The sequence below is a fragment of the Corynebacterium sp. P4-C1 genome, assembly GCF_030503595.1.
In the GTDB taxonomy this organism is placed as follows: Bacteria; Actinomycetota; Actinomycetes; order Mycobacteriales; family Mycobacteriaceae; genus Corynebacterium.
Window position 1 is genome coordinate 519,977 of sequence record NZ_CP129966.1, and the last position, 24,839, is coordinate 544,815.

At 64.5% G+C, this 24,839-nt stretch carries 24 protein-coding genes and 1 tRNA gene; 2 read left to right on the forward strand and 23 right to left on the reverse strand.

Annotated elements, in window-relative coordinates; all coding sequences use genetic code 11:
• Positions 1–97 precede the first annotated feature (97 nt).
• The 4 genes from QYR03_RS02475 to secA2 form a co-directional block, all read right to left on the reverse strand.
• The gene (locus QYR03_RS02475; RefSeq protein WP_301712953.1) at positions 98–853 is read right to left on the reverse strand and encodes a bifunctional nuclease family protein; all 756 of its coding nucleotides are present in this window, start codon (positions 851–853) and stop codon (positions 98–100) included.
• A 22-nt stretch (positions 854–875) separates the two neighbouring features.
• Complete coding sequence (locus QYR03_RS02480; RefSeq protein ID WP_311197622.1) at positions 876–1,622, reverse strand: MerR family transcriptional regulator; 747 nt, start codon at positions 1,620–1,622, stop codon at positions 876–878.
• Between the two features lie 181 nt (positions 1,623–1,803).
• The gene (odhI, locus tag QYR03_RS02485) at positions 1,804–2,235 is read right to left on the reverse strand and encodes an oxoglutarate dehydrogenase inhibitor Odhl (protein WP_301712952.1); all 432 of its coding nucleotides are present in this window, start codon (positions 2,233–2,235) and stop codon (positions 1,804–1,806) included.
• A 109-nt stretch (positions 2,236–2,344) separates the two neighbouring features.
• Positions 2,345–4,642, reverse strand: a complete 2,298-nt coding sequence (gene secA2 / locus QYR03_RS02490) for an accessory Sec system translocase SecA2 (protein WP_301712951.1) — start codon at positions 4,640–4,642, stop codon at positions 2,345–2,347.
• A gap of 107 nt (positions 4,643–4,749) precedes the next feature.
• On the opposite strand from secA2, the gene QYR03_RS02495 reads away from it, so the two are divergent.
• Positions 4,750–4,826, forward strand: a tRNA-Pro gene (locus QYR03_RS02495).
• A gap of 543 nt (positions 4,827–5,369) precedes the next feature.
• Here the strand turns inward: QYR03_RS02495 and QYR03_RS02500 are convergent.
• Both QYR03_RS02500 and QYR03_RS02505 read right to left on the reverse strand, forming a co-directional pair.
• Entirely contained in the window at positions 5,370–6,080 is a 711-nt protein-coding gene (locus QYR03_RS02500; protein ID WP_301978980.1) for a 3-hydroxyacyl-CoA dehydrogenase NAD-binding domain-containing protein, read from the reverse strand.
• Between the two features lie 71 nt (positions 6,081–6,151).
• Positions 6,152–7,105, reverse strand: a complete 954-nt coding sequence (locus QYR03_RS02505; protein ID WP_259851454.1) for a PHB depolymerase family esterase — start codon at positions 7,103–7,105, stop codon at positions 6,152–6,154.
• Between the two features lie 143 nt (positions 7,106–7,248).
• On the opposite strand from QYR03_RS02505, the gene QYR03_RS02510 reads away from it, so the two are divergent.
• Complete coding sequence (locus QYR03_RS02510) at positions 7,249–8,052, forward strand: class I SAM-dependent methyltransferase (RefSeq protein WP_259851453.1); 804 nt, start codon at positions 7,249–7,251, stop codon at positions 8,050–8,052.
• Between the two features lies 1 nt (position 8,053).
• Here the strand turns inward: QYR03_RS02510 and der are convergent, their stop codons facing one another.
• The 17 genes from der to tyrS all read right to left on the reverse strand — a co-directional run bounded on the left by der (position 8,054) and on the right by tyrS (position 24,835).
• Positions 8,054–9,673 (reverse strand): ribosome biogenesis GTPase Der, encoded by a 1,620-nt coding sequence (gene der / locus QYR03_RS02515; protein WP_259851452.1) that lies wholly within the window; start codon positions 9,671–9,673, stop codon positions 8,054–8,056.
• A complete protein-coding gene (cmk, locus tag QYR03_RS02520; RefSeq protein WP_259851451.1) occupies positions 9,670–10,380 on the reverse strand; it encodes a (d)CMP kinase in 711 nt (236 codons plus the stop codon). The genes der and cmk overlap by 4 nt, the downstream gene beginning before the upstream one ends.
• Positions 10,380–11,384: a pseudouridine synthase gene (locus QYR03_RS02525; protein WP_259851450.1), complete on the reverse strand. Its 1,005-nt coding sequence runs from the start codon at positions 11,382–11,384 to the stop codon at positions 10,380–10,382. Before QYR03_RS02525 ends, cmk begins: the two co-directional genes overlap by 1 nt.
• Positions 11,385–11,395: 11 nt before the next feature.
• The gene (scpB, locus tag QYR03_RS02530) at positions 11,396–11,935 is read right to left on the reverse strand and encodes an SMC-Scp complex subunit ScpB (RefSeq protein WP_259851502.1); all 540 of its coding nucleotides are present in this window, start codon (positions 11,933–11,935) and stop codon (positions 11,396–11,398) included.
• A 34-nt stretch (positions 11,936–11,969) separates the two neighbouring features.
• Positions 11,970–12,818 carry a ScpA family protein gene (locus tag QYR03_RS02535; RefSeq protein WP_301712950.1) on the reverse strand — a complete coding sequence of 283 codons (849 nt, stop codon included), beginning with the start codon at positions 12,816–12,818 and terminating at the stop codon, positions 11,970–11,972.
• Positions 12,819–12,846: 28 nt separating this feature from the next.
• Positions 12,847–13,716 carry a ParA family protein gene (locus QYR03_RS02540; RefSeq protein ID WP_259851448.1) on the reverse strand — a complete coding sequence of 290 codons (870 nt, stop codon included), beginning with the start codon at positions 13,714–13,716 and terminating at the stop codon, positions 12,847–12,849.
• 112 nt (positions 13,717–13,828) lie between these two features.
• Positions 13,829–14,734 carry a site-specific tyrosine recombinase XerD gene (gene xerD / locus QYR03_RS02545; protein WP_301712949.1) on the reverse strand — a complete coding sequence of 302 codons (906 nt, stop codon included), beginning with the start codon at positions 14,732–14,734 and terminating at the stop codon, positions 13,829–13,831.
• 10 nt (positions 14,735–14,744) lie between these two features.
• Complete coding sequence (locus QYR03_RS02550) at positions 14,745–15,428, reverse strand: NUDIX hydrolase (protein ID WP_301712948.1); 684 nt, start codon at positions 15,426–15,428, stop codon at positions 14,745–14,747.
• 47 nt (positions 15,429–15,475) lie between these two features.
• The gene (locus tag QYR03_RS02555) at positions 15,476–16,495 is read right to left on the reverse strand and encodes a copper transporter (protein WP_301712947.1); all 1,020 of its coding nucleotides are present in this window, start codon (positions 16,493–16,495) and stop codon (positions 15,476–15,478) included.
• Between the two features lie 41 nt (positions 16,496–16,536).
• The gene (gene steA / locus QYR03_RS02560; RefSeq protein ID WP_301712946.1) at positions 16,537–17,772 is read right to left on the reverse strand and encodes a putative cytokinetic ring protein SteA; all 1,236 of its coding nucleotides are present in this window, start codon (positions 17,770–17,772) and stop codon (positions 16,537–16,539) included.
• Between the two features lie 78 nt (positions 17,773–17,850).
• Complete coding sequence (recN, locus tag QYR03_RS02565) at positions 17,851–19,578, reverse strand: DNA repair protein RecN (RefSeq protein WP_301712945.1); 1,728 nt, start codon at positions 19,576–19,578, stop codon at positions 17,851–17,853.
• Positions 19,579–19,586: 8 nt separating this feature from the next.
• Positions 19,587–20,591, reverse strand: coding sequence for an NAD kinase (locus tag QYR03_RS02570; protein WP_301712943.1), 1,005 nt, complete (start codon positions 20,589–20,591; stop codon positions 19,587–19,589).
• Positions 20,591–21,418 carry a TlyA family RNA methyltransferase gene (locus QYR03_RS02575; protein ID WP_301712942.1) on the reverse strand — a complete coding sequence of 276 codons (828 nt, stop codon included), beginning with the start codon at positions 21,416–21,418 and terminating at the stop codon, positions 20,591–20,593. Before QYR03_RS02575 ends, QYR03_RS02570 begins: the two co-directional genes overlap by 1 nt.
• Before the next feature lie 3 nt (positions 21,419–21,421).
• On the reverse strand, positions 21,422–21,607 hold the full coding sequence (locus tag QYR03_RS02580; RefSeq protein WP_259851441.1) for a hypothetical protein: 186 nt from the start codon (positions 21,605–21,607) through the stop codon (positions 21,422–21,424).
• A 5-nt stretch (positions 21,608–21,612) separates the two neighbouring features.
• Positions 21,613–22,623, reverse strand: coding sequence for an HAD-IIA family hydrolase (locus QYR03_RS02585; RefSeq protein ID WP_301712941.1), 1,011 nt, complete (start codon positions 22,621–22,623; stop codon positions 21,613–21,615).
• Positions 22,624–22,651: 28 nt separating this feature from the next.
• Positions 22,652–23,524 carry a hypothetical protein gene (locus QYR03_RS02590; protein WP_301712977.1) on the reverse strand — a complete coding sequence of 291 codons (873 nt, stop codon included), beginning with the start codon at positions 23,522–23,524 and terminating at the stop codon, positions 22,652–22,654.
• A gap of 36 nt (positions 23,525–23,560) precedes the next feature.
• Positions 23,561–24,835 carry a tyrosine--tRNA ligase gene (gene tyrS, locus QYR03_RS02595; protein ID WP_301712940.1) on the reverse strand — a complete coding sequence of 425 codons (1,275 nt, stop codon included), beginning with the start codon at positions 24,833–24,835 and terminating at the stop codon, positions 23,561–23,563.
• Positions 24,836–24,839: the final 4 nt, after the last annotated feature.

A 24,839-nucleotide genomic window follows, 5' to 3' on the forward strand; every position in this document is an offset into this window, starting at 1 on the left:
AAGTGCCTAAAGGTTATTTAAGGGCAAGCATATGCTGCGGTCAAGACCTCGGCAGTCGACACGCCGAATCTTAACCTCAACTTTAACTTTAGAGTTCCTATTCCTCATTGTCACCCTGAGTATCAGGGTTATCAGAGTTATCAGGACTATCAGGCAGTCCGGGATCTCCATGGGCATCCGCGGTACCAGGACTACCAAATCCGTCAGTGGTATCAGGGGTCTCAGTGTTGGTAGCGCTGCCATCGGTGTCGGCGGTGCGATCGGTGTGATCAGTGTCGGCCTCGCCGAAGCCGAGGTCCTTCTCCTCCACTCCGAGTTCCCTCATGAGGTTCTCGAAGGCAAGGTCAGCCTGTTTGTCGCCACCAGCGAAGTCAGGGTTATTGAAGTCCCCGAAATCGGCGTAGCCGCCGTAATCGGAGCTGAACTCGATATCGAAATAATCGGCCGCATCCTCGGCGCTCAACCACAGGGAGGCCTGGTTGAGCACGTCTTCTTCGACCTCGATCGGCATGTCGAGCATCAGCGCGAGAATGAGCGCGTCGGTGGGGCGGCAATCGAATTCGGCCCCGTCCTCCATAGTCACCTGGGCCATGTAGACGCCGTTGTAATAACCGGTCAGCTCGATGGCGGAAACGCCGGTGGTGGACTGCTCGATGACGTCGAGAAGCAAATTGTGCGTATCTGGGCGGGTGGGCTCCCACTCCCCGATGCGGCCGAGAACCTGTGCGCCGCCGACAGGCGGGAGCCAGATCGGCAGGAAGCGGCGGCGTTCCTCCCACAGCAGCACTGCGCAGAGGAAGCTTTCGGGGCCGACGGGAAATACCCCGCACAGGGAAACAGGAACGGTGCTCATAAAATCAGCTGCTTCAGTGTTCTCAGGCGAGTCCGCGGCGGAGCTCGTTCTTCACAAGGGCGGCGTGGAGCGACACAACCAAAGCAGTCATCTGCTGGCTGATCTCGCCGGCCTCTTGCTTCGCAGCGGCGCGGCCGGACTTGGCGACGGGCTCCGTCACCTGTTCAATCAAGTCCGCCTGGCGGGACGCCGACTGGCGGATGCGCTTGAGATGGCGGGTATCCAGACCGAATTCGGTAAGTGAGACGGCAGTGGACACGACGCGGACATCGTCTGCGGTGAACATGCCCGAAGAATCAGGCACGATAAGTCCGGCATCGATGCACTGGGCAACGACCTCCGCAGAGCAGTCGGCTTGCTCGGCGACATCCTGGTCGCTTAGGCGCGTGGCGAGCGGCGCGGCGAACTGTTCGGGCGCGATCAGCGGCTCCGCGGCACCCTGGCCGGCCATCACGGCACTGACCTTGCTCACCTTTCCCGAATCCATCGCTTCCAGCTGCTCGCGGATCACCTTCAACGGCAGGTAGTTGTCGCGTTGGGTGATGAGGATGTAGCGGAGCCGTTCAACATCCGCCTCCGTGAAGCGGCGGTAACCGGACTGCGTTCGCTCAGGGCTAATCAGCCCCTCAGACTCCAAGAAGCGGATTTTGGACACGGTGACATCCGGGAACTCCTCGCTGAGGCACTTGATCACCACGCCGATCGACATGGTCTTGGTGCCCGAGCGGGGTGCCTGACCGCTCGGCTTCGTTTTCCGGATTGCGCTCACAGTGTCTAATTCTGTCTAACTTCGTCTAGCTCTGTTGAACTTTGGCCAGCTTAATTCAGCTTCATTTCCCCCACTTGCCACACGTGCTGCACGCGCCACACGCAACGGGAGAAAACTCGAATAGCCAGCGACTCGTTCTGGCTCGGGTCCTCTCGGGTCCCTAGTATCCAGTTTCTAGGTTCTAGTCTTCGTCGGCGATGAAGACGAGACGGAACTTGCCGATCTGAATCTCGTCTCCAGTGGACAACGTCTGGGAGTTACGCGGCTCTCGGTTGACGTAGGTGCCGTTGAGGGATCCGACGTCGACGACCTCGAATTCGCCGTCGTTGCGGCGGAACTCTGCGTGGCGGCGGGAAACGGTCACATCGTCGAGGAAGATGTCGGCCTCCGGGTGGCGGCCGGCTGTGGTGGTGTCGCGGTCCAGCAGGAAGCGTGCGCCTGCGTTCGGGCCACGCTTGACCACGAGAAGTGCCGCATCGGCGGGCAGGCCGTCGGCGCCGCCCACGTGGTCAGAGGCGGTGTTGGCTCCCGTCTCCATCTCTTTCAGAAGATCCGCACGGAAGACAGAGGTGGTTTCTACCTGTGCCTCCGGTGTACCGGTGTTCTCGCTCATCTCTTCTCCTGACGTATTAGACGGATACAACTCTCAATTAAAGTCCACGATCATCATACTGACAACTGCCCGCACTGCGCGGTTGGGACACTTCGCGCAGTGGCCGGGCTCAGCGGAAAATGCTGGCTATGCCCGAAATCACGGAGTTTCCGCCGCCAGAAAGCGGGTTGTCGGAAACCATATAGGTCCATGTCGCGTTGGGGCGCTTCCAGCCGGCATCGGTGAGGTGGGCACCGTCGGCGTCGATATGCACGCTTTCGAAGGTTTCGACTGCGCGGTCGACAGCACGGTTGGCCAGCTCTTTGAATTCCCGGACGGCGATGCGGTGAAATTCGGTGATCGGCGTTTCCCGGGCGATGGCGCGCAGGTGGATGGATTCGCGCACGTCATCCATGACGGCGAGGTGCTCGGACCATTCGTCGTCGAGGTGGAAGAGCATGATCTCGCGTGCGGCCTGTTCGAGCACCTCTGGGGCGATGCCCTGCGCCTGAAGTTGGGCTGCGCGCTGAGGGCTGCGCTCAGAGAGCTCGCGCCAGGCTTGACCGGTGTCCAGCAGCGACGCACGCCGCTTATCGACGATCTCCCTGTGGTCCGCCAGCAACTGGTTGTACTTCCACGTCTGCGCGTGGATCTCCAAGAGCTGCCCCTCGGTGACGCGCTGGCAGTGCTCGATGAAATCGCGGACGCGTTTGGTGTCGATGAGGCCGTTCTCGTCGGGGTGTGCGGTGACTTTTTCGTCAGCGCCGCCGGACACGACGATGTCGTCCTCAAGAGCAACGAAGAAGACACTTAAGCCTGGGTCGCCCTGCCGGCCGGCGCGGCCGCGCAGCTGGTTGTCCAGGCGCGCGGTGCGGTGGCGGGCAGTGCCGATGACGGCGAGACCACCGAGTTCGACCACTGCGTCGCGGTCCGTCTCGTCGGCGCCGCCGAGACGGATGTCAGTGCCGCGGCCGGCCATCTGCGTCGACACCGTCACGCGGCCGAGGTCGCCCGCTTCAGCGACGATGCGGGCCTCCTCCGCGTCGTTCTTCGCGTTAAGGACGTTGACCGTGATCCCCCGTTCCTCGAGCGCCTCTGCGAGCGCCTCCGATTCAGCCACATCGTGCGTACCCACGAGCACCGGCTGCCCGGTTGAATGGATGTGGGCAATCTCGTCGACGAGAGCGGCGAACTTGTCCTCCATGGTGGCGTAGATACGGTCGACTTCGTCGAAACGCTTCAGTTCCTTGGCACGGTCGATGACTGAAACGTGGAGGTCGTAGAACTGGCGCAGCTGGTCCGTCGCCTCCACTGCCGTACCCGTCATTCCGCAAACCAGCGGGTACCGGCGCATCAGGGCCTGCAGAGTGATCTGGTCCAGAATGCGCCCGCCCTCGGAAACGTCGAGGCCCTCCTTCGACTCCACTGCCGCCTGCAGACCGTCGGGCCAGCGCTGCAGGTCCGCGACGCGCCCGCGGGAGGCGTCGACGAGATCGATCTTCCCGTCGCGCACGATGTAGTGGACATCCCTGATCAGCAGAGCCTTCGCGTGCAGCGCCAAGTTCACGCGCACCAGGACAGTGCCAATATTCTCGTCCGAGTACAGGGAATCGATGCCCAGCTCACGCTCCACTTTCGCTGCTCCGTCGTCGGTGAGGAAGACGTTGCGTCGGTCGGAATCGATGGTGTAATCCTTGTCCTCCACCAGGTGAGACACGGCCTCAGTGATCTGCCCGGTGGCCTGCTCCCCCGGTTTCGCGCCGGCGAGGACGAGGGGAACCAAGGCTTCGTCGACAAGCACGCTGTCCGCTTCGTCGACGAGCGCGACATCCGCGGCGGGCTGGACGGTCTGGTCGCGGTGAGTGATCTGATTATCGCGCAGATGGTCGAAACCGACCTCCGCGACCGGCGCGTAGACGATATCGCAGCGGTAGGCGCGCACCCGCTCCTCGCGTGACGACGCCTCCGTCACCGACGCCACCGTCAACCCGAAGAACTCCACCAGCGGGCGCATCCAGTCCGCGTCGCGCGCCGCCAAATAATCGTTCACCGTGATCACGTGCACGCGCTTCCCCGTGAGCGCGAAGCCCGTCGCTGCCATCGCTCCGACGAGCGTTTTGCCCTCGCCCGTGGCCATCTGGATCACGTCGCCTTCGAGGAGGCGGAGCACCGCCTGGTTCTGCACCTCGAACGGAGTCATTCCCAGCGTGCGCGCCGACGCCACCGTCAACGCCGCTAGAAACTCCGGCTTTTTCTTGATCTGGCCGCTGTCGACTGTCCCCCGGATCGTGTCCACAAGCTCCGTGTCGCTGCGCTGCTCGTACTCCCCGATCAGCTGGTGCGCCTGCGCGACGATGCCCTTCGACTTCTTGTCGTTGCGCTCGCTCGAAGAGCCCATCGCCTTCCAGAACCAGTCAAACTTGCCCATGGGGCAACTTTACGTGACCAGCCGATTACAGCAATCAACCGGCCGTGCGGTAATCTAACCGACGTTCCACGCGAGCATGCTCCGCGCATGCACCGCAATGCGGACAACGGGCTGTGGCGCAGTTTGGTAGCGCACTACACTGGGGGTGTAGGGGTCGCAGGTTCAAATCCTGTCAGCCCGACCAATTTCCCGGGGCACTTCCCCGGGCTTTTTCTTTCCGGTTCTTTCCGGTCGAATACTCTCGGTTTAATCCTCCGTTCCATTTCTCACGCACAGATTCTCAACGGTCCGAACAGTTGCTGCATCGCGCCCTGTTTGTTCGGTTCATTCATCACCCGGTAGCCCCGCGGTGACCTCCACACTGGTCTGCCCCGGATGCTCACGATCCGGCCGCGCTTGCGGTGCTGCGGCGCGTCTCGCAGTTTCCACCGTCCAGGTTGTCGAGACCGCCGCCCCCTTCGGCGCACCCGCTGCCATCGCGCAGACTGCAGCCCCGATCCCCGCTGACGCTGTCAGTGTCGAAGGTCTCTTTGACAAGGACGGCAACAAGGCCACCTCCGACATCGATGCTCTTGCAGGCAACATCGAAACGGCCGAGGGCCTGAACATCCGTTTGATCGTGGACATCGCTAGGGTCTCGAAGGATTCCCAGATCAACGTGTTTTTCGGCGCTGCTGAGCAGGAGCACTCCGGCGGCGGCTGCATCGCCGCACACGGCGGAACTGGATTAAACCGCGCGCGGCTTGCCGTCCGCGTCGTAGGTGTAGATCCCTTCGCCAGCTTCGCGTCCGGTTTTGCCGGCTTCGATCATCGGGACAATCGTCTCGGCGAGGAATTGCTTCTTCCACTCGGGCGCGTCCTGTTCACTCTGGAGGATGGCCGCGACGGTACGGAGGCCCACCTCGTCGATGATCTGGAACAGCCCCATAGGTGAGCCGGTGGAGTTGCGCCAATCCCTGTCCATGTCCGCAATGTCCGCAATATCAAGCTGCGCTAGTTCCATGCCTGCGTTGAGGAAGCGCTCCGGAGCACCCGAAGCATCCGCGATGTCGCTCGGGAGCAACGTTGAGGTGTTGGTCGCGAAGATGGTGTGTTTGGGAGCCAACTCGCCGACCTTGGCCCACACGTCGCGCTTCAGGTCGAGGCGTTCTGGGACTGCCTCGATGATCACGTCGGCAGCACCGACCGCCTCGGCGAGATCGGATGTCTGCGAAAGGTGGGAGCGGGCTGCGGCGACGGTCTCCTCCGTTGCTGAGGAGAGCTCCTTGATCATTTGCCCGCCGATCGCGTCGAAACGCTTCTTCCCTGCCGCGACGGCGTCGTCGTTGATGTCGTAGGACGTCACGTTGATTCCGGTATAGGTGGCCATGAATGCGATCTGCGCACCCAAAACACCGGCCGCAAGGACTGTGAAATTCCTATTTCGATACCAACTAATGCCACTCCGGAGCGTCGTGACCTCCGCGAAAAAACTGTTCTGCTCCTATTTCAGGGTTGAACGGTCAGTATTTAACCTAAATTTTCGCGCGAAGAAATACCGAAAAAATCGAGTATCTCCCGTGTGGCGAAGTCATCGGTGGTGTGCTCCCCGGGCCCTTTGTCGCTGTCGCTTCCGGGCCAGATGTGGGAGCTGCCGTCGAGGCGGTAGTGGCGCAACGGGGCGTCGCAATGCTCCCAGATGAACTCTTCGCCGGGCCGGTCCAGGTTCTCCGTCGACGGGTCCGGTGCGCAGTGGTTTCTGCGGGCGGCCTCGTCCATGACGAAGGAGAGGGCATCGTAGTTCGTGCCGTAGCGCACTCCCCCGTCGTAGTTGATGGTCTTGTCGGATGTCCCGTGGAAGTCGATCTGCTTGGTGGGAATGGGCGCGCAGTTTTCCAATACACGCTCGTAGTAGGCGGCGGACACCGTCGCGATTCCGGTGATCTGGTGGGCGCGGTGGCAGGCGGTGTACGCGGCGAAGCCACCGCCGTTGGAGAGACCGAAGGCGAAGACGCGGGCGGGGTTGATCGGGTACGTGTCGATCATCTCTTGGCGCACTGCGTCGAAGAAAGCGAGATCTTCGTCGCCGGTCGTTGTCGCGTAGGGAGCGGGAGCCCAAGCTGTGTTGACTCCCTGCATGTACACGACGACGGCGTTGGCCTTGTCCAGTTCGGTCATCTTCCGCATGGAGGAGTCGGTCATTCTGTAGCCGTGGAAGACGAAGATCAGGGGAAGATTTTCGCGGTCTTCAACTTCGGGTGGTGTTGTCACGAGGTACTCGCGCGAGCGGTCGCCGATCTTGACGGTCTGGTTGAAGGTGCTCGGTTCCCCGCTGAAATCGGCTTCTACCTCAGCGATTTCTTCCCGGGCCTCGTCGGCGGCATCGGAGACGTGCAGGTCCTCGTTGTTTTCGCCGCACGCGCCAAGGCCGGCGAGGGTGAGCAGAAACACGGCTGAAGCGGCAGCTGTGCGTGTGCGTTTCACTGGTCTGCGAGTCATCCTTCGATCGACGTGGGTGAGGTGAGAAGCCTACGCCATCGTACAAGCCGCGTCTGTTTCCCGCGTGGCATGCAGGCACCGTTCACGCCGAATTCACCGGGTTCTGTCAAGGAGGTAGATTTCACGTCATGGAGGAGCACCCGGACCCGCGGCATTTCAAACCTAGCGGCAAGGAGGCGCCCGGGTTCGCGGATGCCGCGGCCCGCGCATTCACGGCCGGAGCTTTCACGGCCGGTGCGACGGACTACGACGCTGTGCGCCCGTCGTACCCGCCGGAAGTCGCGGCGCTCGTCAGCGGCGCGGTTTCGCTTATCGACGTCGGCGCCGGCACCGGCAAACTCACCTCCACGTTGTTGGAGCGCGGACGGGGGCGGCGGGTGTGGGCGGTGGATCCGTCGATAAGCATGCTTCGCGTGCTGCGCGCGGCGTGCCCGGACGTACCTGTCTGGCGTGCGACGGCGGAAGCGACGGGCCTGCGTGACGGAGTCGTCGACGCGTATGTCAGCGCGCAGACGTGGCACTGGGTGGACGCGGATGCCGCAAGTGCCGAAGCCGACCGTGTGGTCGCTCCCGGCGGTTCACTGATGCTGTGTTGGAACACCCTCGACGTGTCCCACCCGTGGGTGCTGCGCCTGTCGCGCATCAGCCATTCCGGGGATGTGCACAGGGAGGGCTTCTACCCTGCTGTCGCCGCGCCCTGGCGACTCGAACGCGAGGTGCGCACACGGTGGTTCCAGGCGGTCACGCCTGAGGACCTGTTCGCACTCGCGCGGACGCGCTCGTACTGGCTGCGGGCGAACGCCGCGACACAGCAGAAGGTGGAGGCGAATTTGAGCTGGTACCTTTACGAGCGCCTCGGCTTCGATCGGGGGCAGCCTGTTCCGCTCCCCTACCGCACAGACGCGTTCCTGTACCGCCGCGGCCGCCGGTGACCTAGCGCCTCCGCGGGTTGCGCTCGCGAACGCGCACCGCGAAACGCACCGGAGTGCCGTGGTAGCCGAACTGCTCGCGGAATTTACGCTCCAGGTAGCGGCGATACCCGCTGTCGAGGAAGCCGGTGGTGAATAGCACGATTGTCGGCGGGCGGGTGCTGACCATCGTGGCGAAAAGCACCTTCGGCAGACGGTTGTTCTTCATTGGCGGCGGGTTCGCCGCGATCGCCTCGCGCAGCCAGTTGTTCAACTGGCCGGTGGAGATGCGCTTGTCCCAGTTGTCCAGCGCGGTGATCATTTCTTTCTCCAGGCGGTGCAGGCCGCGGCCTGTCTCGGCGGAGATGTTGATCTTGGAGACCCACGGCAGCTGGTTGAGCTGCATGTCGAATTCACGGTCGAAGTAGTAGCGGCGGTCCTCGTCCATGAGGTCCCACTTGTTGAAGGCGATCACCATGGCCTTGCCGGATTCGAGCACCATGGAGATGACGCGTTGGTCTTGCTCTGTGATCTCCTGGGAGGCGTCGATCAGGACGACGCAGACCTCGGCCGCGTCGATCGTGCCGCGCGTGCGCAGCGACGCGTAGTACTCGTGGCCCGTCGCGTTCTTGACTTTCTTGCGCAGGCCTGCCGTATCGATGAAACGCCAGAGACGTTCGTCGAGCTGGATAAGTTCATCCACTGGGTCGACGGTGGTGCCGGCGACATTGTCGACGACAGCGCGCTTCGACTTGGATAGCTTGTTCAGCAGGCTGGACTTGCCGACGTTTGGCTTGCCAACGAGCGCCACACGCCGCGGCCCCTCCGTGATCGACCGCGCGGACTTCGGCTCCTCGGGGAAGACCTTGACGATCTCATCGAGGACATCCGCACCCCCGCGCCCGTGCAGGGCGGAGACCGGCCAGGGGTCGCCGAGGCCGAGCGAATAGAACTCGGCGACGTCGCCCCACTGCGACTCGGACTCGAATTTGTTGGCCACGAGCAGGACCGGAACATTGGAACGCTGCAGGTTGCGCGCCATGAACGCGTCTGAATCGGTGACGCCCACGTGCGCGTCGACGACCATGACGATGACGTCCGCGTCTTCCATGGCCGCTTCCGACTGGTGCGCGATGGAGGCGTGGATCCCCTTCGCGTCCGGATCCCAGCCGCCGGTGTCCTGCACCCAGAACCGTTGCCCATTCCAGTCCGCCAGGTAGCTCACGCGGTCGCGCGTCACGCCCGGGTGGTCCTCCACAACAGCTTCGCGCCGCCCGAGGAAACGGTTGACGAGCGTGGACTTGCCGACGTTCGGCCGCCCCACAATCGCCACTGTCGGCAGCGCCTCCTCCAGGTGACCGTCCGGCGTGATGCCGTAGGCCTCCCCCAGTTCTTCCCATTCCTCGTCGGTAAAGCCGTCGCGCTCATCCTCGCCGTAGTCTGCGGGGCCGAATTCGGAATCGTCGAACTCGCCACCGACCTCCTCGAGGTCTTCTTCGAAAGCTTCCTCGTACGCGTCATACTCAGAGATGACTTCGCCCTCGTAATCCTCGGGGTTGAACTGGGTGTATTGGAACTGGGTCTCGTCGGCCTCGGAGTGTGCATCAGAGCCGTCGTTCGTGCGCGGGCTATTCGGATCCGTCATCGCGCGCTCCTTTCGATCAACGAGATCAAAGCGTCCAAGACCTCGCCTTTGTCCATGTCGGAGGTGTCGATGATCTCCGCGTCTTCGGCCGGGCGCAGTGGGCTCGTTGCGCGGGAGGAATCCAGCTCGTCGCGACGGATGACATCGGCTAGGACAGTGTCGTAGTCGGCGTCGCGGCCGGCCGCGATGTCCTGGTCGTAACGGCGAGTGGCCCGGACCTCGGGGGAAGCGGTGAGGAAGGCTTTGGCGGGGGCGTCGACAAGCACGACGGTGCCAATGTCGCGGCCTTCGACAATCGCGCGGTGCGCTTCACGCGCGAGCTTGCGCTGCAGTTCGACGAGGTTGGTGCGGACTTCCGGGATGGCGGAGACCGCCGAGACGTTTTGGGTGACCTCGCGGCCGCGGATCTCGCCCGCGACGTTCTCGCCGTCGAGAATGACGTCGGTGGAATCGGGGTCTTCGGACACCTCGAGCGGCAACTCGCGCGTCGCTGCGATGACTGCCTCGTTATCAGCCGGGTCGATGCCCGCGCGAAGCACAGCGAGTGTCGCCACCCGGTACATGGCACCGGTGTCCACGTATTTCGCGTCGAGCTGCTTCGCTAATGCGCGGCAAGTGGTGGACTTGCCGGTGCCTGACGGGCCGTCGACGGCGAGAATCAGGCCCCCGTCAGGCATATTCGTGAGAATGTTCGCAGATTCGCTCATTACATGTCCACCGCCTTGTAGAGAGCAGTCAGCTCCGAGTCGTTGAGTGCGCGCATAGTGCCCGGTTTGAGCTCGCCGAGCTGCACAGTGTGAATCTTGGTGCGCACGAGCCGCTGCACTGGGAAGCCGGCAGCCTTGAGCATGCGGCGCACGACGTGCTTGCGCCCTTCGTGGATCTCCAGGCGGACCAGGGACTGCCCCTGGTAGGTGTCGACGATCTGGGCGAAGTCGGCCTTCGCCACGCCGTCGTCAAGCTCGATGCCCTTCTTCAGATCGCGCACGAGCGCCGGTTTCGCCTCACCGAGCACTGTTGCGAGGTAAGTCTTGGACACCTCGTATTTCGGGTGCATGAGACGGTTGGCCAGTTCGCCGTCGTTGGTGAGCAGGAGCAGGCCCTCCGTGTCAGCGTCGAGGCGCCCGACGTGGAAGAGGCGCTGCCCCGCCACAACACGGTCCGCCACTAGGTCGCCCACGCACGGACGGCCCATGTCGTCCTCCATGGTGGTGTGCATGCCACGCGGTTTGTTCAGCGCGAAATACTGGTGCTCCTCGTTGACGTTCACGCGCACTCCGTCGACGCGGATGATGTCCACGTTCGGGTCCACGCGCACGCCCTGCTTGCGGATGATTTTCCCGTTGACCTCGATGCGGCCCTCGTCGATCATGACCTCGGAGTGGCGGCGGGAGGCCACGCCCGCCTGGGCGAGCACCTTCTGCAAACGGATCCCCTCGTTCGGCTTGCGGCGTGGAGTGCGCTTTCCGTCCTCGTCGCCGTGCTCAATCTCCTTGCCGAGCGGGGCGACGGGATCTTCGCGCTCGTCCCACCAGTTGTCGGCGAGCGGGTGCGGCTCGTTATTCTCGTTTTTCTCGGCGTTCTCGCGCCGTTTGCTCAAGCTGACGTTCTGGTGCTTGGCGGGCTTCGCGTTGGAGAGGAAGAACCTCTCCTCCCTGTTATTGGCGTTGTTGTTGTCCGGTGTGCCTTCGCGGCGAGCGGGTGGAGTCATGGCTCCCTAAACTACCAGCTCTCCTCGATGGAATCGACTTCCGGGAGCAGCGGCGCCAGGTCCGGGAGCCGGTCGAGTGAATCGATGCCGAGCTGCTCAAGAAACAGCTCGGTGGTGACGTAGCGGTGGGCTCCCGTCGCCTCGTCCGGATCGACTTCGGCAATGAGGCCGCGCAGAGTGAGCGTGCGCATTACACCGTCGACGTTGACCCCGCGCACCCCCGCGACTTGCGCGCGGGTGACCGGCTGCCGGTACGCGACCACGGCGAGCGTCTCCATGGCGGCGCGGCTGAGCTTGGTGTGGGAGCTGTCGACGAGGAACGCTTCCACCGCGTCGGCGTTGTCGGTGCGGGTGTACAGCCGCCACCCCTCAGCGGTTTCCCGCAGGTCCAGGCCCGAGCCGCGGGCGTTGAGCTCGTCCGACCATTCTTGCAAGCACGCCGAGACATCCGACTCCGCGGCGTTGAGCGCGCCGGCGATATCGGCGGCGAAGGCAGGTGTGTCGATGACCAGCAGAATGGACTCGATCTGGGAGCGCAATTGACTCACCATCGGCATGGATTCACTCACGGTGCGGATTCCTTTCCTACTCCCAGTTCGCGGCGGCGACCACCGCCGGGTCCACGTCCTTGCCAGTCCAGGAAATGTCGAGTTGTCCGAGCGCTTCTTCCTGCTGGGCGTCGATCGCGTGGGCCTTGTACAGCTCCAGCACTGCCAGGAACCTGCCGACGATCTCCATCGAGCGGGTGCAGTCGCGGGTGAGTGCCCTGAACGTCAGCCAATGCTGTGGCCCGGCCAGCTTGAGTGTCTCCAGCAGCTTGCCCGCTTGCTCCGGAACCGAGACGGCCTGGATGTGCAGGTGGTCGACCCGGACCTCTTCCGGTGGCTTCGGCCGGAAGACGGAGGCGGCCAACTCGGCGAACGACCCCGGCGTGTGGCCAAGCGACACCGGCGGCAGCACGTCCGCGAAGGCCTTTTCCATGCCTACCGCGCGCGGGTACCGGCGACGCGCGCTTGCCTGCCACATCTCGAACTGGTCCGCCACCTTCTGGTACGCGCGGTACTGCAACAGGCGCGCGAAGAGAAGATCCCGGGAAGACAGCAGCTCGAGGTCTTCTTCATCATTGTCGCCGTTGCGCGGAAGAAGCCGCTGCGCCTTCAGATTCAACAGGGTCGCGGCGGTGACGAGGAATTCTGTGATCTCGTCGAGCTCCGCGGTCTCCCCCAGCTGCTTCACGTAGGCGATGAACTCGTCGGTCACCTCCGCCAGCGCCACTTCGGTCACATCCAGCTTGTGGGAGCTGATCAGGTTGAGCAGCAGGTCGTACGGACCCTCGAAATTGTTAAGGACGAGGGTGAATCCCGTGATCTCCGGCTGGTAGCCCTCGCCCGCATACGCGGCATAGCGGGGGTCGATCGGTTTCGCTGTGGTCACTGTTACATCACACGCCCTGCGTGCGCGCCTAGGACGTGCGCTCGATGACCTCGAGGGCGAGGTTGCGGTATTGTTCCGCACCCGGCGAATTCGGCGCCCACGTGATGATCGGCTCGCCCGCCACAGAGGTCTCGGGGAAACGGACGGTGCGGGTGATCACGGTGTCGAAGACCCGGTCGCCGAAGACTTCCACGACGCGGTCCATGACCTCGCGCGCGTGGGTCGTGCGTCGGTCGAACATGGTGACCAGGATGCCCACGATGTCGAGGTCGAAGTTAATGCGGTCTCGCACCTTCTCCACGGTGTCGGTGAGCAGGGCCAGCCCGCGCAGGGAGAAGTACTCGCACTCCATCGGGATGATGACACCCTGGGAGCAGGCCAGCGCGTTGACTGTCAACAGACCGAGGGACGGCTGGCAGTCGATGATGATGAAGTCGTACTCGCCGCGAACCGGTCGCAGGGCACGGCCGAGTGTCTGCTCGCGGCCGACTTCGTTGACCAACTGGATTTCGGCGGCGGAAAGGTCGATATTCGCCGGAACCATGTCCAGGCCGGAGACATTGGTGTGCTTGATCGCGGCGTGGATCGACGAGGTGTTGTCCAGCATCAGGTCGTAGACCGTGACTTGGTCCTCGTCGTGGCTGACATTCAGACCGGCGGACAGGGCACCCTGTGGGTCGAGGTCGACGAGCAGCACCTTGCGACCTTGCTCGGCCAGGCACGCTCCGAGGTTGATCGACGAGGTGGTCTTGCCTACCCCGCCCTTCTGGTTGACCATCGAGATGATGGTCGCGGGGCCGTGCTTGTCCAGCGGCTTAGGCTGCGGAAACTCGCGCACTGGCCGGCCAGTCAGCCCGACTTCCGTCTCCGAAGCGCTGAAAAGTCCGTCCTCCGTCACCGCCACTCCTTCGTTGTCCCGCGGTTAGCCGCACTTCCCATCTTTTTGCAGATGAGCTTGCAGATGTGCTTCCTATTGACCGTCATCTTACACGGCTGTCATTTGCCTGCGCTCACGAACGCGGATGCGCGGTGCTCCAGACCTCGCGCAAGTTTTCTGGTGTGACGTGGGTGTATATCTGTGTCGTGGTGACAGACGCATGGCCGAGTAACTCCTGGACGGTGCGAACATCGGCTCCCCCCTCAAGCAGGTGTGTCGCGAAGGAGTGGCGCATTGTGTGGGGCGAGATGTCTTTGTCGATTCCCGCGCGAGCCGCTGCGTCCTTGATGATCGTCCAGGCGCTCTGCCGCGAGAGCGCACCGCCGCGCTTGTTCAGAAACACGGCGTGGGTCTTGCCCGCAGACAGCGCCGGTCGCGCGCGGACGAGGTACGCCTCCAGCGCCCGCTGCGCGGCCCCGCCGACTGGTACGATGCGCTGCTTGTCGCCTTTGCCGGTCACTTTGATGAAGTCGCGGGTTTCGGCGATGTCATCGACGACGAGCGCGAGCACCTCGGAAATGCGGGCACCTGTCGCGTAGAGGACTTCGAGCAGGGCCTTGTCGCGTAGTTGGGTGGGGGTGTCGGTGGGGCAGGCGTCGAGAAGCGTGCCCACCTCGGCGATGCTGAGCGTGTCCGGGAGCTTCTCCCCCAGCTTCGGCGGCGAGACACCTGCAGCGACGTCAGCAGCAACGGCACCTTCGGACACAGCGAATTTGTGCAGTCCTCGCGCCACAACGAGCGCACGGCTTGCCGACGACGCCGCCAGCCCTCTCCTGCCCTCTCCCCCACGCCGCAGGTCCGCGACGTAGTCTTCGAGCGTCGCCGCCGTGACATCGTCTAGGTCCGTTGTGCCCGCTGCTTCGAGCCAGTCGAGGTAACGGTGCACGTCGCGGCGGTAGTTGCTGAGCGTGTTGGCGGAGACTCCCCGCTCGACTGCGAGGTGGTCCAGCCAGAGCTGGCCGACCGTTCGTGCGTCCACGTGAGGCTTTCTATTTGGGGATCTTCTTCATGTCGGGAATGACGCCTTGAGCGCGGCGACGATCTGGAAGGTGGACCGGACGAAGCTCGAAGGGCGTATCGGTTCCGCGGGCCTCGGCCCGGCCGGCGAGCACCTCGGAGGCGGACAGAATTCCGGCGATGGCGATGGAATTAGTAATCCGGCCTTCCATAACGCCGCGGCGCGCCTGTTCCAGCGGCACCCACGCGAAGTCCATGTCCGCTTCTTCGTCCTCCGCCTCCGGCCGCTCGGTCTCAGTGAGTCCGGTGGCGAGGAAAATGCGCACAGCCTCCTCCGCAAAACCAGGCGAAGTCACCAGGTCGACGAGCACAGACCAGTCCGCGGCTTTCAAGCCCGCCTCCTCAACGAGCTCCCGCTCGGCAGTGGTGAGCGCGTCCTCGCCGGCGATGTCAAGCAGGCCCGCGGGCAGTTCCCACAGGCGGCGGCCGACGGTGTGGCGGTACTGCTCCACCATCGCGATTCGCCCTTCCACGTCGACGGCGACCACCGCGACAGCCCCGAAATGCTCGACGACCTCGCGGGTGGCGGTGGAACCGCCCGGCATGGTGACGGTGTCTCGGCGGAGGGAGAGGATCGGGGCGTCGATAAGCAGCTCCGAGTCCGTGACTGTGAACTCTTGGCGCTGCGTGCTGGCGTTGGTTGCGGACTCAGACATGGCACCCACGATAGCGCCGCGGACCGCAGCGCCAACGCTTATCGACGCTACGCGTCCCGCCGCGGGGCCGGTTTCGGAGCCGGCATCTCCGCGTTGGCCGTGGACGCGGAACCGTACGCGCCGGAACCGCCATTGATCTGCTCGGCGAGAGCCAAAACCGTGGAGATGCGGCCGGTCTCCGACTCGAGGGAGTCGACGGTGGAAACCGGGGACTTGTCGTCGGCGCGCACTTGGCCGAGCGAGCCCTTCTCAGCAGCGGCGCCGCGGCGGCCTGCAAGAACGACCGCGTCGCCCTTGGAGTCGAGCGCGCGGGCGAAGTCGGCGAGCACAGTCGACGAGTAGGCATTGCCGTCCTGGCTGTCCTGGTCGTCCTTGTTCTGCTCGGCTTCGGCCCCGCTGTCCTGACCGCCGGTGATCAGGATGATGCCCTGAGCCGGCGTGATGGTGCCGTCCTCGTACTCGATGAAGCCGGCGTCGCGGAGCGCCTGGAGCACGACTGCGCGGTCGTCGACTGTTGCGAGCGGTTGGTCGCCCTTCGGGTCGAACATCAACGCCGCACCCAGCGACTCACCGGCGTGCACACCCGGCTCCTGGTTGTCCACGGAGAGCTGGGCACCGGCCGGAAGAGTCGTTGCGATAATCGAGCGCAGCTCGTCCGCGCCGTCGGAGGACAGGAATTTGTCCGTCAGGGTGATCTGCCCGGACGCGATGCCGCCAGCCTGCTCAGCCAGCCAGTTGGTGACGTCGACGTCCTCCGCGTTGGCGTCCGGGGTACGGATGATCAAGTAGGGGCGCTGCTCCAGTGCCCCGGCAACAATCGCCGTCGAAGAATTGCCCAGCAGCGCATTGGCGGAATCCACCTGGCGTTGTGCTTCCTCGGTGGCCTCATCCGCCTTGCCGCGGGACTCACCGGACTCACTGCCGGTGATCTGATTGAAACTGTTGTCCGCGATCGGGGCCATCGACGGGGCCACGACAAGAGCACCGATGGCGATACCTGCCGCGATACCCCATGTGAGGCCGCTGAACGCCCAACCCGGTGCGCCGCTCTTTCTATTCTTCGGCATGGTGACGCGATTCCTCCTTTTAGCGAGCTTCTAGCGTGCTTTTAGCGTGTGAAGACGTTCTGGACCGTCAGTGCGAAGTTATTCCAGGTGTCGACGAGGTTGTCCACGAAGGAACCGTTGCCCACCAGCCCGACGATGAGGATCACGGTCGCCACTGCCACAAGCAGGCCGAGGATGGCCCACGCCCAAGCGATGCCTGCACCGGACGATGTCTTGACGTAGAGGTTCTCGATGACCCGGGAATCCACGATCCGGTTGCCCGCCTTGAGCCGCGTGAGCATCGCCGCTGGGGTGGCATCCCCGGAACCGGCGAAAATGCGGTCGAGGTCCACACTGTCCCCCGCGGTGATGATGGTCTCCGCGCCGTGGAAAACCGCGAGCAGGATTGCCAGGTCCGTCGGGGAATCCGTCGCGGCCGGGAAGGTCACAGCACCGACGCCGAGGTCCTGGATGCGCTCGAGACCCGCCGCGTGCCCATCCGGATCAGCCGGGAGAATCACCCGGGCATCGCCGCGCAAGTTGTCCGAGGAGATATCTGCCGGATCCCCGACGATGAAGTCGCATGTGTAGCCCAAGTCCAGCAGCGTGTCCGCCGCGGCGCCGACACCGATGATCACAGGCTGGAATTCACGGATGAAGTGGCGCAGGTGCTCGACACGCTCACGGGTGCCGTCAGACGGGCTGACAACCAGCACCTTTCGGCCGTCCATGGAATCACCGAGTTCGGGGACGCCGACACCGTCGACAAGCAAGGGCGATTCAGTGTGGATGAACTCGATGGTGTTGCCGAAGTACGCCTCCATGTGGTCGACGAGGTGCTGCTGCGACTCGTCGAAAGCGGAGTCGGCCACGGCACGATCGAGTGCATCGGCGCGGGCGATCGACTTCTTGCCGGCCAGCACCTCGCCGTCGGTGGTCACCGACCCCTTCTTGCCGTCGCGGAAAGCACCGCGGGTGGCTGCGCCGGCATTCTCGAGGAGGGGGATGCCGGCATCGAGAAGCAGCTGCGGGCCGTAATTCGGGATGCTACCGGTGGAGAACTGCGCGATATTGACCACCGCGGCAGGGCGTTTGTCCACAAGCGTCTGGGCTTCGCGGCGCGTCATGTCCGGCGCATCGACGATCGCGATGTCGCCCTCGCTGAGTTTGCGCAGACCTTTACCCTGCGGGGTGCAGTCGCGCAGCGCGCCGGTAATGGTCTCGGCGATAGCGGGCTTCGCCGTTTTTGCCGGTTTTGCCAGCTTCGCGGCGGAGGAAGTACGGGAAGTTGAGCTCATGGGTCACGATTGTGCCCGTTGGCGCAGGGTATTCGGTGAAGGCGCGCGGAGAAAGCCCCGGATAAAACAGGCGACTGGTTAAGCGCGGAAAGCCTCGACGTCGGCGCGGGCCTTGTCGAGCAGCTCCGCCGCGTGCGCGCGCCCGGACGCGGAATCGTCCATACCCGCCAGCATGCGCGCTAGTTCGTCGACGCGCTCCTCGCCGGACAGTTCACGGACACCGGACGTGACGGTCTCGTCCCCAACGTTCTTGGACACGTGCAGGTGGTTATCGGCGTACGCGGCGACCTGCGGCAGGTGCGTGACCACAATGACTTGGTTGTTCAGCGCCAAGCGCGCGAGCCGCCGGCCGATCTCCACGGCAGCGCGCCCGCCGACACCGGCATCGACCTCGTCGAAGACCAGGGAGGCACCGCCGCGCCGGGCAGAGAGAATTACCTCGAGGGCGAGCATGACGCGGGAGAGTTCGCCGCCGGAAGCGCTCGACGCCAGTGGTTGCGGTTCCAGGGCGTCGTTCGGGGCGAGGCGCAGCTCGACGGCATCAGCCCCGTCGCGGTCGTAGTCCTGCTTGCCGACGTCCACCGTCAGCCGCGCCTTCGGCATCGCCAAGCCGCGCAACTCCCCTGTGACCGCCTCGGCGAGCTTTCCCGCTGCGGCCGTGCGCGCCTTGGTGAGCTTCGCCGCGCGGGACACCATCGCTTTGTTGGCAGTGGCTACTTCCTTCTTCAGCTTTTCCAGTGCTTCGGCCGAGGTGTCGATCGATTCCAGGCGCGCCTGTGCTCTATCCCGCCACTTCAGCACACCGGCGATATCCGGGGCATATTTGCGCGTCAGGTTTTTGAGTTCCTGTTGGCGTTGCAAGAGGCGCTCGAGTTCCTCCGGGTCGCTAGGCAGCTCCGACAGGTACATTCCCAGCTCCCCCGACACGTCCGACAGCACTGAGGCGACATCGTTCAACTGCCCTCCGAGTGCGCGGAGCTGCTCGTCGCTGGATCCGCTCAGCGCGCTAGCGGCGCGGCCGACGAGGTCGGAGGCGGTGTCCTCTTCAGCGGCGAACTCGCCGATTGCGCCCGCCCCGTCGATCGAGACGATCGCTTCCTGGGCCGCTTCCCGCAGCGCGTCAACGTCCTGCAGGCGGTTGACCGACGCGACCAGCTCGGTGTCCTCGCCGACCTCAGGCGCGACCTCGTCGATCTCCGCCACGGCAAAAGTGAGGCGGTCAACTTCCTGGGCGAGCTCGCGGCGCTTGTTCACGCGCTCTTCGAGGTCCTTGCTCACCTTCCGCCAGTGCGTGTAGGCCTCCCGGTAGTGCTCCTTCAGCGGCGCGATCTTCGGGTCATAGGAATCCAAGGCAGCCAGCTGTTCCGCCGGCGACAGCAGGCGCAGTTGGTCGTTCTGCCCGTGAATGGCGAGCAGTTCCCCGGTGAACCGGCTCAGAGTCGCGGCGGGCACTGTGCGGCCGCCGAGGTGCGCGCGGGAGCGGCCAGTTGATTTCACGGTGCGGGCCACGAGGTACTCGCCGTTCTCGTCGGCGGCGGCTCCCGCTTCGTCGAGAAGCTCTGTGACGGCGGCGCGGGCGACGTCGTCAAGCGAATCTGCGTTGAACGCTCCCTCGACTCCCGCCTGCTGCGCGCCCGTGCGTACCTTAGACGCGTCGGCGCGGCCGCCGGTGAGCAGGCGCAATCCAGTGACGACCATCGTCTTGCCGGCGCCTGTCTCGCCGGTGAGGACGTTGAGGCCGGGGGCGAACTCGACGTGCGAATGCGGGATGACGCCGAGGTTGTCGATCGAGATTTCTACGAGCATGCAGACCTTCAGCGGCGGGTAACAGAATCCGAGTACGAGTTGTCGTCTTTGACGACCGGGCCGCGCCACCCGTTGACGGGCAAGTGGAGCTTGCGTACGAGGCGGTCGGTGAACGGGCTATCGTCGAGGCGGACCAGGCGCACCGGGCGGTGGCCATGCACGACCTCGAGGCGTGACCCCGGCGGCATGTCCACTTCACGCAGACCATCGAGCACCACCTTGCCGTGAGTGGTGGTGATGAGCGACTCCACGGCCACCGTCGACGTCGGCGCGACGACCAGCGGGGTGGTGAACAGCGCGTGCGCGTTATTGGGCACCACCAAAATGGCGTCGAGCTCCGGCCACAGAATCGGGCCGCCGGCTGAGAACGCGTAGGCGGTGGAACCCGTCGGGGTGGAAATGAGCACGCCGTCGCAGCCGAACGAGCTCACCGGCCGGAAGTCGACCTCCAGGATCGCGTCTAGCACGCCCCGGCGGTCGAGGTTTTCCAGGCTGGCCTCGTTGAGCGCCCAGCTCTCCCCCACGAGGCCGTTGTTGGAGTCGTGCACGGTGATGTCGATCGTCATGCGGTCCACCACACGGTAGTTGCGGTCGATCACGCGGCGGATCGCCGTTTCCAGGCTGTCTTCCTCCCACTCGGCGAGGAAGCCGATGTGGCCCAAGTTGATGCCCAGTACCGGCACGTCCTGCTCGCGGGCCATACCGGCGGCGCCGAGGAATGTGCCGTCGCCGCCGAGCACGAGAACGAGCTCGCACCCTTTCGCCGCCTCCGGACCGGGGTCGACAGTGTCGAGGCCCGCGAGCGACGGGTAATTGTCCGTGAACGGCACATCGCGGTCGCCGAGCAAGCGCACCGTGAGACCTGCCTCCAACAGCAGTTCCGTGGCACGGGCGGCTGAGGCGATGTTCCCCTCGCGGCGGGTGTGGGGGACGAGAAGGACGAGGCGGTCGCTGTTGTCTACGGCGCCGCCCACCGCGGCACCGCCCGCGTTGTGGTCAACGTCTGCGGCCATCAGTTCTCCGGTCCTTCCTCTACCGCCCGGTGAATCATCCGGGCTAGTTCATCGTCGCTCGGGGCGCTTGCGCCACCGTCGCGGACGAGCCATAGGAAGTATTCTACGTTTCCGCTCGGGCCGGGAAGCGGAGATGCGGTCGCGGCCCTGCAACTCAAGCCGAGCTCGAGGGCTTTTCGCGCAACGTCGAGAGTGACTTCCCCGCGCAATTCCGCCGACCGGACCACGCCGCCGCTGCCGAGTCGGTCTTTTCCTACCTCGAACTGCGGCTTGACCATCGGCAGCAGGTCCGCACCGTCCGACATGCATTCGGCGATCGCTGGAAGCACCAGTTCAAGCGAGATGAACGAAAGGTCCCCCACCATAAGCTCCGCGGTCCCGCCCATCATTTCCGGGCTCAGATGACGGATGTTGGTGCGGTCGAGTACGTTCACGCGGTCGTCGTTTTGCAGGCGCCACACGAGCTGCCCGTACCCCACGTCCACGGCGACGACCTCGCGAGCACCGCGGCGCAGCAGCACATCGGTGAAACCGCCTGTCGACGCACCGGCGTCCAGAGCGCGCTTTCCTTGAACGCTCAAGCCCAGCGGTTCGAACGCTTCGAGAGCGCCGAGCAGCTTGTGGGCGCCGCGGGACGCCCAGTCATCGGCATCCGCTTTGGCGACCTTGATGGACACGTCGGGTTCCACGATCGTCGCGGGTTTCGTGGCCACGAACCCGCCGACTTCCACGCGGCCTGCTTTGATCCACTCGACGGCCTGCTCGCGGGACCGCGCGATTTTGCGGCGCACGAGTTCCGCATCGAGTCGTCTTCTAGCTGGTGGCATGATCTACTCCCCGTCCTGCAGCGCGGCGGCGAGGACACCGTAGGCCGCCTCAAAGCGCGTCAACTCGGCGCCAAGTTCGTCCCCGGTTTCCTGCGGCTCAGCCGCCAGCGCGGCAGCGTACTGCTCATTGAGCGCGTCGACGCTGAGCGACGGCATTCTCGGGTCGTGCGGTTTCGGGGCCTGTGCCATGCGCATCACCACCACGCCTGGGTCGCGGCACGTGCCGCATCAGAGACCGGCTTGACGACGGCTGGACCGCCCTGCCCCGCACCCGCATCCGAATCAGCCCACGCCACAGCGAGAACTGTACGGAGAGCCTGCAGCGGTGTTCCCGCCTCGTCCCCACCGTCCAGGATGATCTCTTCGCCGTCGCGGGTAGCAGTGAAGCCACCTTGCTGGGCGGGGCAGAGAGTTGAGGGATCGACGTCGTCGACAAGCACGCCCAGGTCTTCAGCGATGAACGTCGGGCGCTGCTCCGGCGGCGCCGCGATGAGAGCCAGCGGGCCGGACACTCCTGTGAGCACGTGCAGGACGTCCATCTTAGCCGCGACGCCGCCCGCAATATCGGTGTCGAGGCGGTCGCCCACCACCAATGGACGCTTCGCGCCGAGATTCTTCGCGGCCAAATCGAACATTGCAGGTTCTGGTTTACCTGCGGCCTGCGGAACAACCCCTGTGGCACTCGTGACAGCGGCGACCATGGAGCCGTTTCCGACCATGAAGCCACGGTCCATCGGCAACGTGGTGTCCAGATTGCTGGCGATGTACCTGGCACCCTGGCGGATCGCGAGCGCCGCTTCCGAAAGCTGCTTCCACCCGTTGTCCGGAGAATGCCCGTGCACGACAGCGACCGGCATGTCGTCGGCGGAAAACACAGGTTCAAACCCGGCGGCGCGAACCAGCTCAACGAACGATGGCGCACCGACCACGAGAATCTTCTCCCCCGGGCGCGCGTACTGCGCAGCGAGCAGAACGGCCGCCTGCGCCGACGTCATCACGGCAGACGGTTCGGTGGCGAGCCCCATTCCGCTGAGCTTTGCCGCCACGTCCGCCGGGGCTTTGGACGCGTTATTGGTCACGAATGCGGCGGCGATGCCCTGCTTCTTGGCCGCCGAGACAGCCTCCACCGCGTTCGGGATAGCGGTGTCTCCGGCCCAGACGGTGCCGTCGAGGTCGAGCAGTAAAGCGTCGTAACGTGCGGACATGCCCACAGCGGACCTCCCCCTTCGCTTCCTAGTTGAGTTCTTTGAGTCGCTCGGCGGCATCGGTCAGGTTATCCGAATCGGTTTTCGCCACCTTCTCGAACCACTGCTTCGCCTCACCGGTGCGATCGACTTGGGCGAGCGCATCGGCGTACGCGTAGGCGAGGCGGAGGTGCTCGAAGCTGTCGATCTTCATCGACGGGTTGAGCTGCTGCAGCGTCGCCAAAGCGGACTCATGCTGCCCCATGTCGTGCCGGGCGCCGGCCATGACGATGGCGAGCTCGATCTTGGAGTCGTCGTCGAGCTCGCGCGCCTCTGGGCTGCGCCCGATCTCGAGTGCCTTTTCGGGACGGCCGAGACCGCGCTCCGCGTCGGCCATCACGGCGAGCAGACCCGGCCCGCCGCTCATGCGGCGCGCGGCGCGCAACTCCGAGAGGGCTTCCTTCCACTCCCCCGCGTGGTACGCGGCGATGCCTGCGGCTTCGCGCACGACGCCAACACGGCCGGCACGGTTCTTTGCCGCGCGGGCGTGGCTCAGCGCGAGCTTCGGGTCGTCGGCCATCCACGTCGCCGCCATGATCATGTGCTTGGCCACACGGTCCGCATTGTCCTTGGACAGCACGCGCAAATCCTGCAGCACAGACGGATCGAGGTCGGCGACGTCGATGTCGTCGGGGATCGACGGCTCATTGTCTTTCATAGCCATGCGGTCTTCGCGGAAACCCTGACGGTATGGGTTGGAGCGGTCGTGGCGGACCTTCTTCTCGTCGCGCCAGTCACCGCCGCCGCGCCGGTCGTTGCCCCGGCGCTGATCACGGTTTCCGCGGTTGCCGCCCCTGCGGTCGTCGTCGCGGCCGCGACCGCGGCGCTGGTTGTGGTTGTGGTTGCGGTTGTCGTAGCTCATGCGTTCCACGTTCTCCCTGTCGGCTGCCCCGGTGTCCTAGTCGGCGATCTTCACGCCGGCGAAATTCTTCTTGCCGCGGCGCAGCACGATCCACTGGCCGTGAAGCAGGTCATCGGGGCCCGGCTCCCAGTCCTCGGACTCGACGCGCGCGTTGTTCACGTAAGCGCCACCTTCCTTGATAGCGCGGCGCGCGGCTCCCTTCGAGTCGACGAGACCCGTGCCCACCAAGAGATCCACGATGGTGCGCGGTTGACCAGGCTCGACCGTGAAGACATCGGTCTCGGAGACAGCGGCCGCTAGCGTCGGCTCGTCCAGATCGGAGAGCTCCGCACGCCCGAAGAGGGCCTGGGAGGCGAGCTCGACTGCCTTGGTGGCCTCCGGGCCGTGGACGAGGTCCGTCATTTCGCGGGCCAGTCGCTTCTGTGCCTCGCGCTTGAACGGGCGCTCTGCGACCTCGGTCTCCAGCTCGTCCAGCTCCTCCTTGGTCAGGAAGGTAAACCACCGCAGGTAGCGGATCACATCGGCGTCGGCCGTGTTGACGAAGTACTGGTACCAGCGGTACGGACTGGTCATCTCCGGGTCGAGCCACAGGGAGCCGCCGCCGGTGGATTTACCGAATTTCTTGCCCTCCGAGTCAGTCACCAGCGGAACGGTCAGGGCGTGCACGGACTCACCGTCCATGCGACGGTTCAAGTCCACACCTGCGACGAGGTTGCCCCACTGGTCCGAGCCGCCGACCTGCAGCGTGCAGTCGAGGCGTCGGCGCAGCTGCACAAAGTCGTTGGCCTGCAGGAGCATGTAGGAGAACTCGGTGTAGGAGATGCCGTCGTTGTCGAGGCGGCGCTTCACTGTCTCACGGGACAGCATGGTCGCCAGGGAGAAGTGCTTGCCCACATCGCGCAAGAAGTCGACGACGGTCATCTCGTTGATCCACTCCGCGTTGTTCGCCAGGATGGCGGCGTTCTCGCCTTCGAAGTTGACGAAACGCTTGAGCTGTCCGGAGATTCGCTCCGCCCAGTCGCAGACCGTGTCGGCGGAGTTCATGGTGCGCTCACCTACATCGCGGGGATCGCCGATCATGCCGGTAGCGCCGCCTGCCAGCACGATCGGACGGTGACCGGCCTCCTGGAAACGGCGCAGCATCAGAAGAGGAACGAGGTGCCCCGCGTGCAGCGACGGGCCCGTCGGATCGAAGCCGGCGTACAGCGTGATCGGGTTCTTCGTCACCTCTTTGAGTGCGTCCAGATCGGTGGACTGGTTGATCAGTCCACGCCACTGCAGTTCGTCGATGATCGTTGCGCTGTCAGCCATAAAG

Bases quoted from the DNA above. Each gene is read 5' to 3' on its own strand.
- QYR03_RS02475 (WP_301712953.1), bottom strand. From the start codon at position 853: ATGAGCACCGTTCCTGTTTCCCTGTGCGGGGTATTTCCCGTCGGCCCC.
- odhI (WP_301712952.1), bottom strand. From the start codon at position 2,235: ATGAGCGAGAACACCGGTACACCGGAGGCACAGGTAGAAACCACCTCT.
- secA2 (WP_301712951.1), bottom strand. From the start codon at position 4,642: ATGGGCAAGTTTGACTGGTTCTGGAAGGCGATGGGCTCTTCGAGCGAG.
- QYR03_RS02510 (WP_259851453.1), top strand. From the start codon at position 7,249: ATGGAGGAGCACCCGGACCCGCGGCATTTCAAACCTAGCGGCAAGGAG.
- der (WP_259851452.1), bottom strand. From the start codon at position 9,673: ATGACGGATCCGAATAGCCCGCGCACGAACGACGGCTCTGATGCACAC.
- cmk (WP_259851451.1), bottom strand. From the start codon at position 10,380: ATGAGCGAATCTGCGAACATTCTCACGAATATGCCTGACGGGGGCCTG.
- QYR03_RS02525 (WP_259851450.1), bottom strand. From the start codon at position 11,384: ATGACTCCACCCGCTCGCCGCGAAGGCACACCGGACAACAACAACGCC.
- scpB (WP_259851502.1), bottom strand. From the start codon at position 11,935: ATGGTGAGTCAATTGCGCTCCCAGATCGAGTCCATTCTGCTGGTCATC.
- QYR03_RS02550 (WP_301712948.1), bottom strand. From the start codon at position 15,428: ATGTCTGAGTCCGCAACCAACGCCAGCACGCAGCGCCAAGAGTTCACA.
- QYR03_RS02555 (WP_301712947.1), bottom strand. From the start codon at position 16,495: ATGCCGAAGAATAGAAAGAGCGGCGCACCGGGTTGGGCGTTCAGCGGC.
- steA (WP_301712946.1), bottom strand. From the start codon at position 17,772: ATGAGCTCAACTTCCCGTACTTCCTCCGCCGCGAAGCTGGCAAAACCG.
- recN (WP_301712945.1), bottom strand. From the start codon at position 19,578: ATGCTCGTAGAAATCTCGATCGACAACCTCGGCGTCATCCCGCATTCG.
- QYR03_RS02570 (WP_301712943.1), bottom strand. From the start codon at position 20,591: ATGGCCGCAGACGTTGACCACAACGCGGGCGGTGCCGCGGTGGGCGGC.
- QYR03_RS02575 (WP_301712942.1), bottom strand. From the start codon at position 21,418: ATGCCACCAGCTAGAAGACGACTCGATGCGGAACTCGTGCGCCGCAAA.
- QYR03_RS02580 (WP_259851441.1), bottom strand. From the start codon at position 21,607: ATGGCACAGGCCCCGAAACCGCACGACCCGAGAATGCCGTCGCTCAGC.
- QYR03_RS02585 (WP_301712941.1), bottom strand. From the start codon at position 22,623: ATGTCCGCACGTTACGACGCTTTACTGCTCGACCTCGACGGCACCGTC.
- QYR03_RS02590 (WP_301712977.1), bottom strand. From the start codon at position 23,524: ATGAGCTACGACAACCGCAACCACAACCACAACCAGCGCCGCGGTCGC.
- tyrS (WP_301712940.1), bottom strand. From the start codon at position 24,835: ATGGCTGACAGCGCAACGATCATCGACGAACTGCAGTGGCGTGGACTG.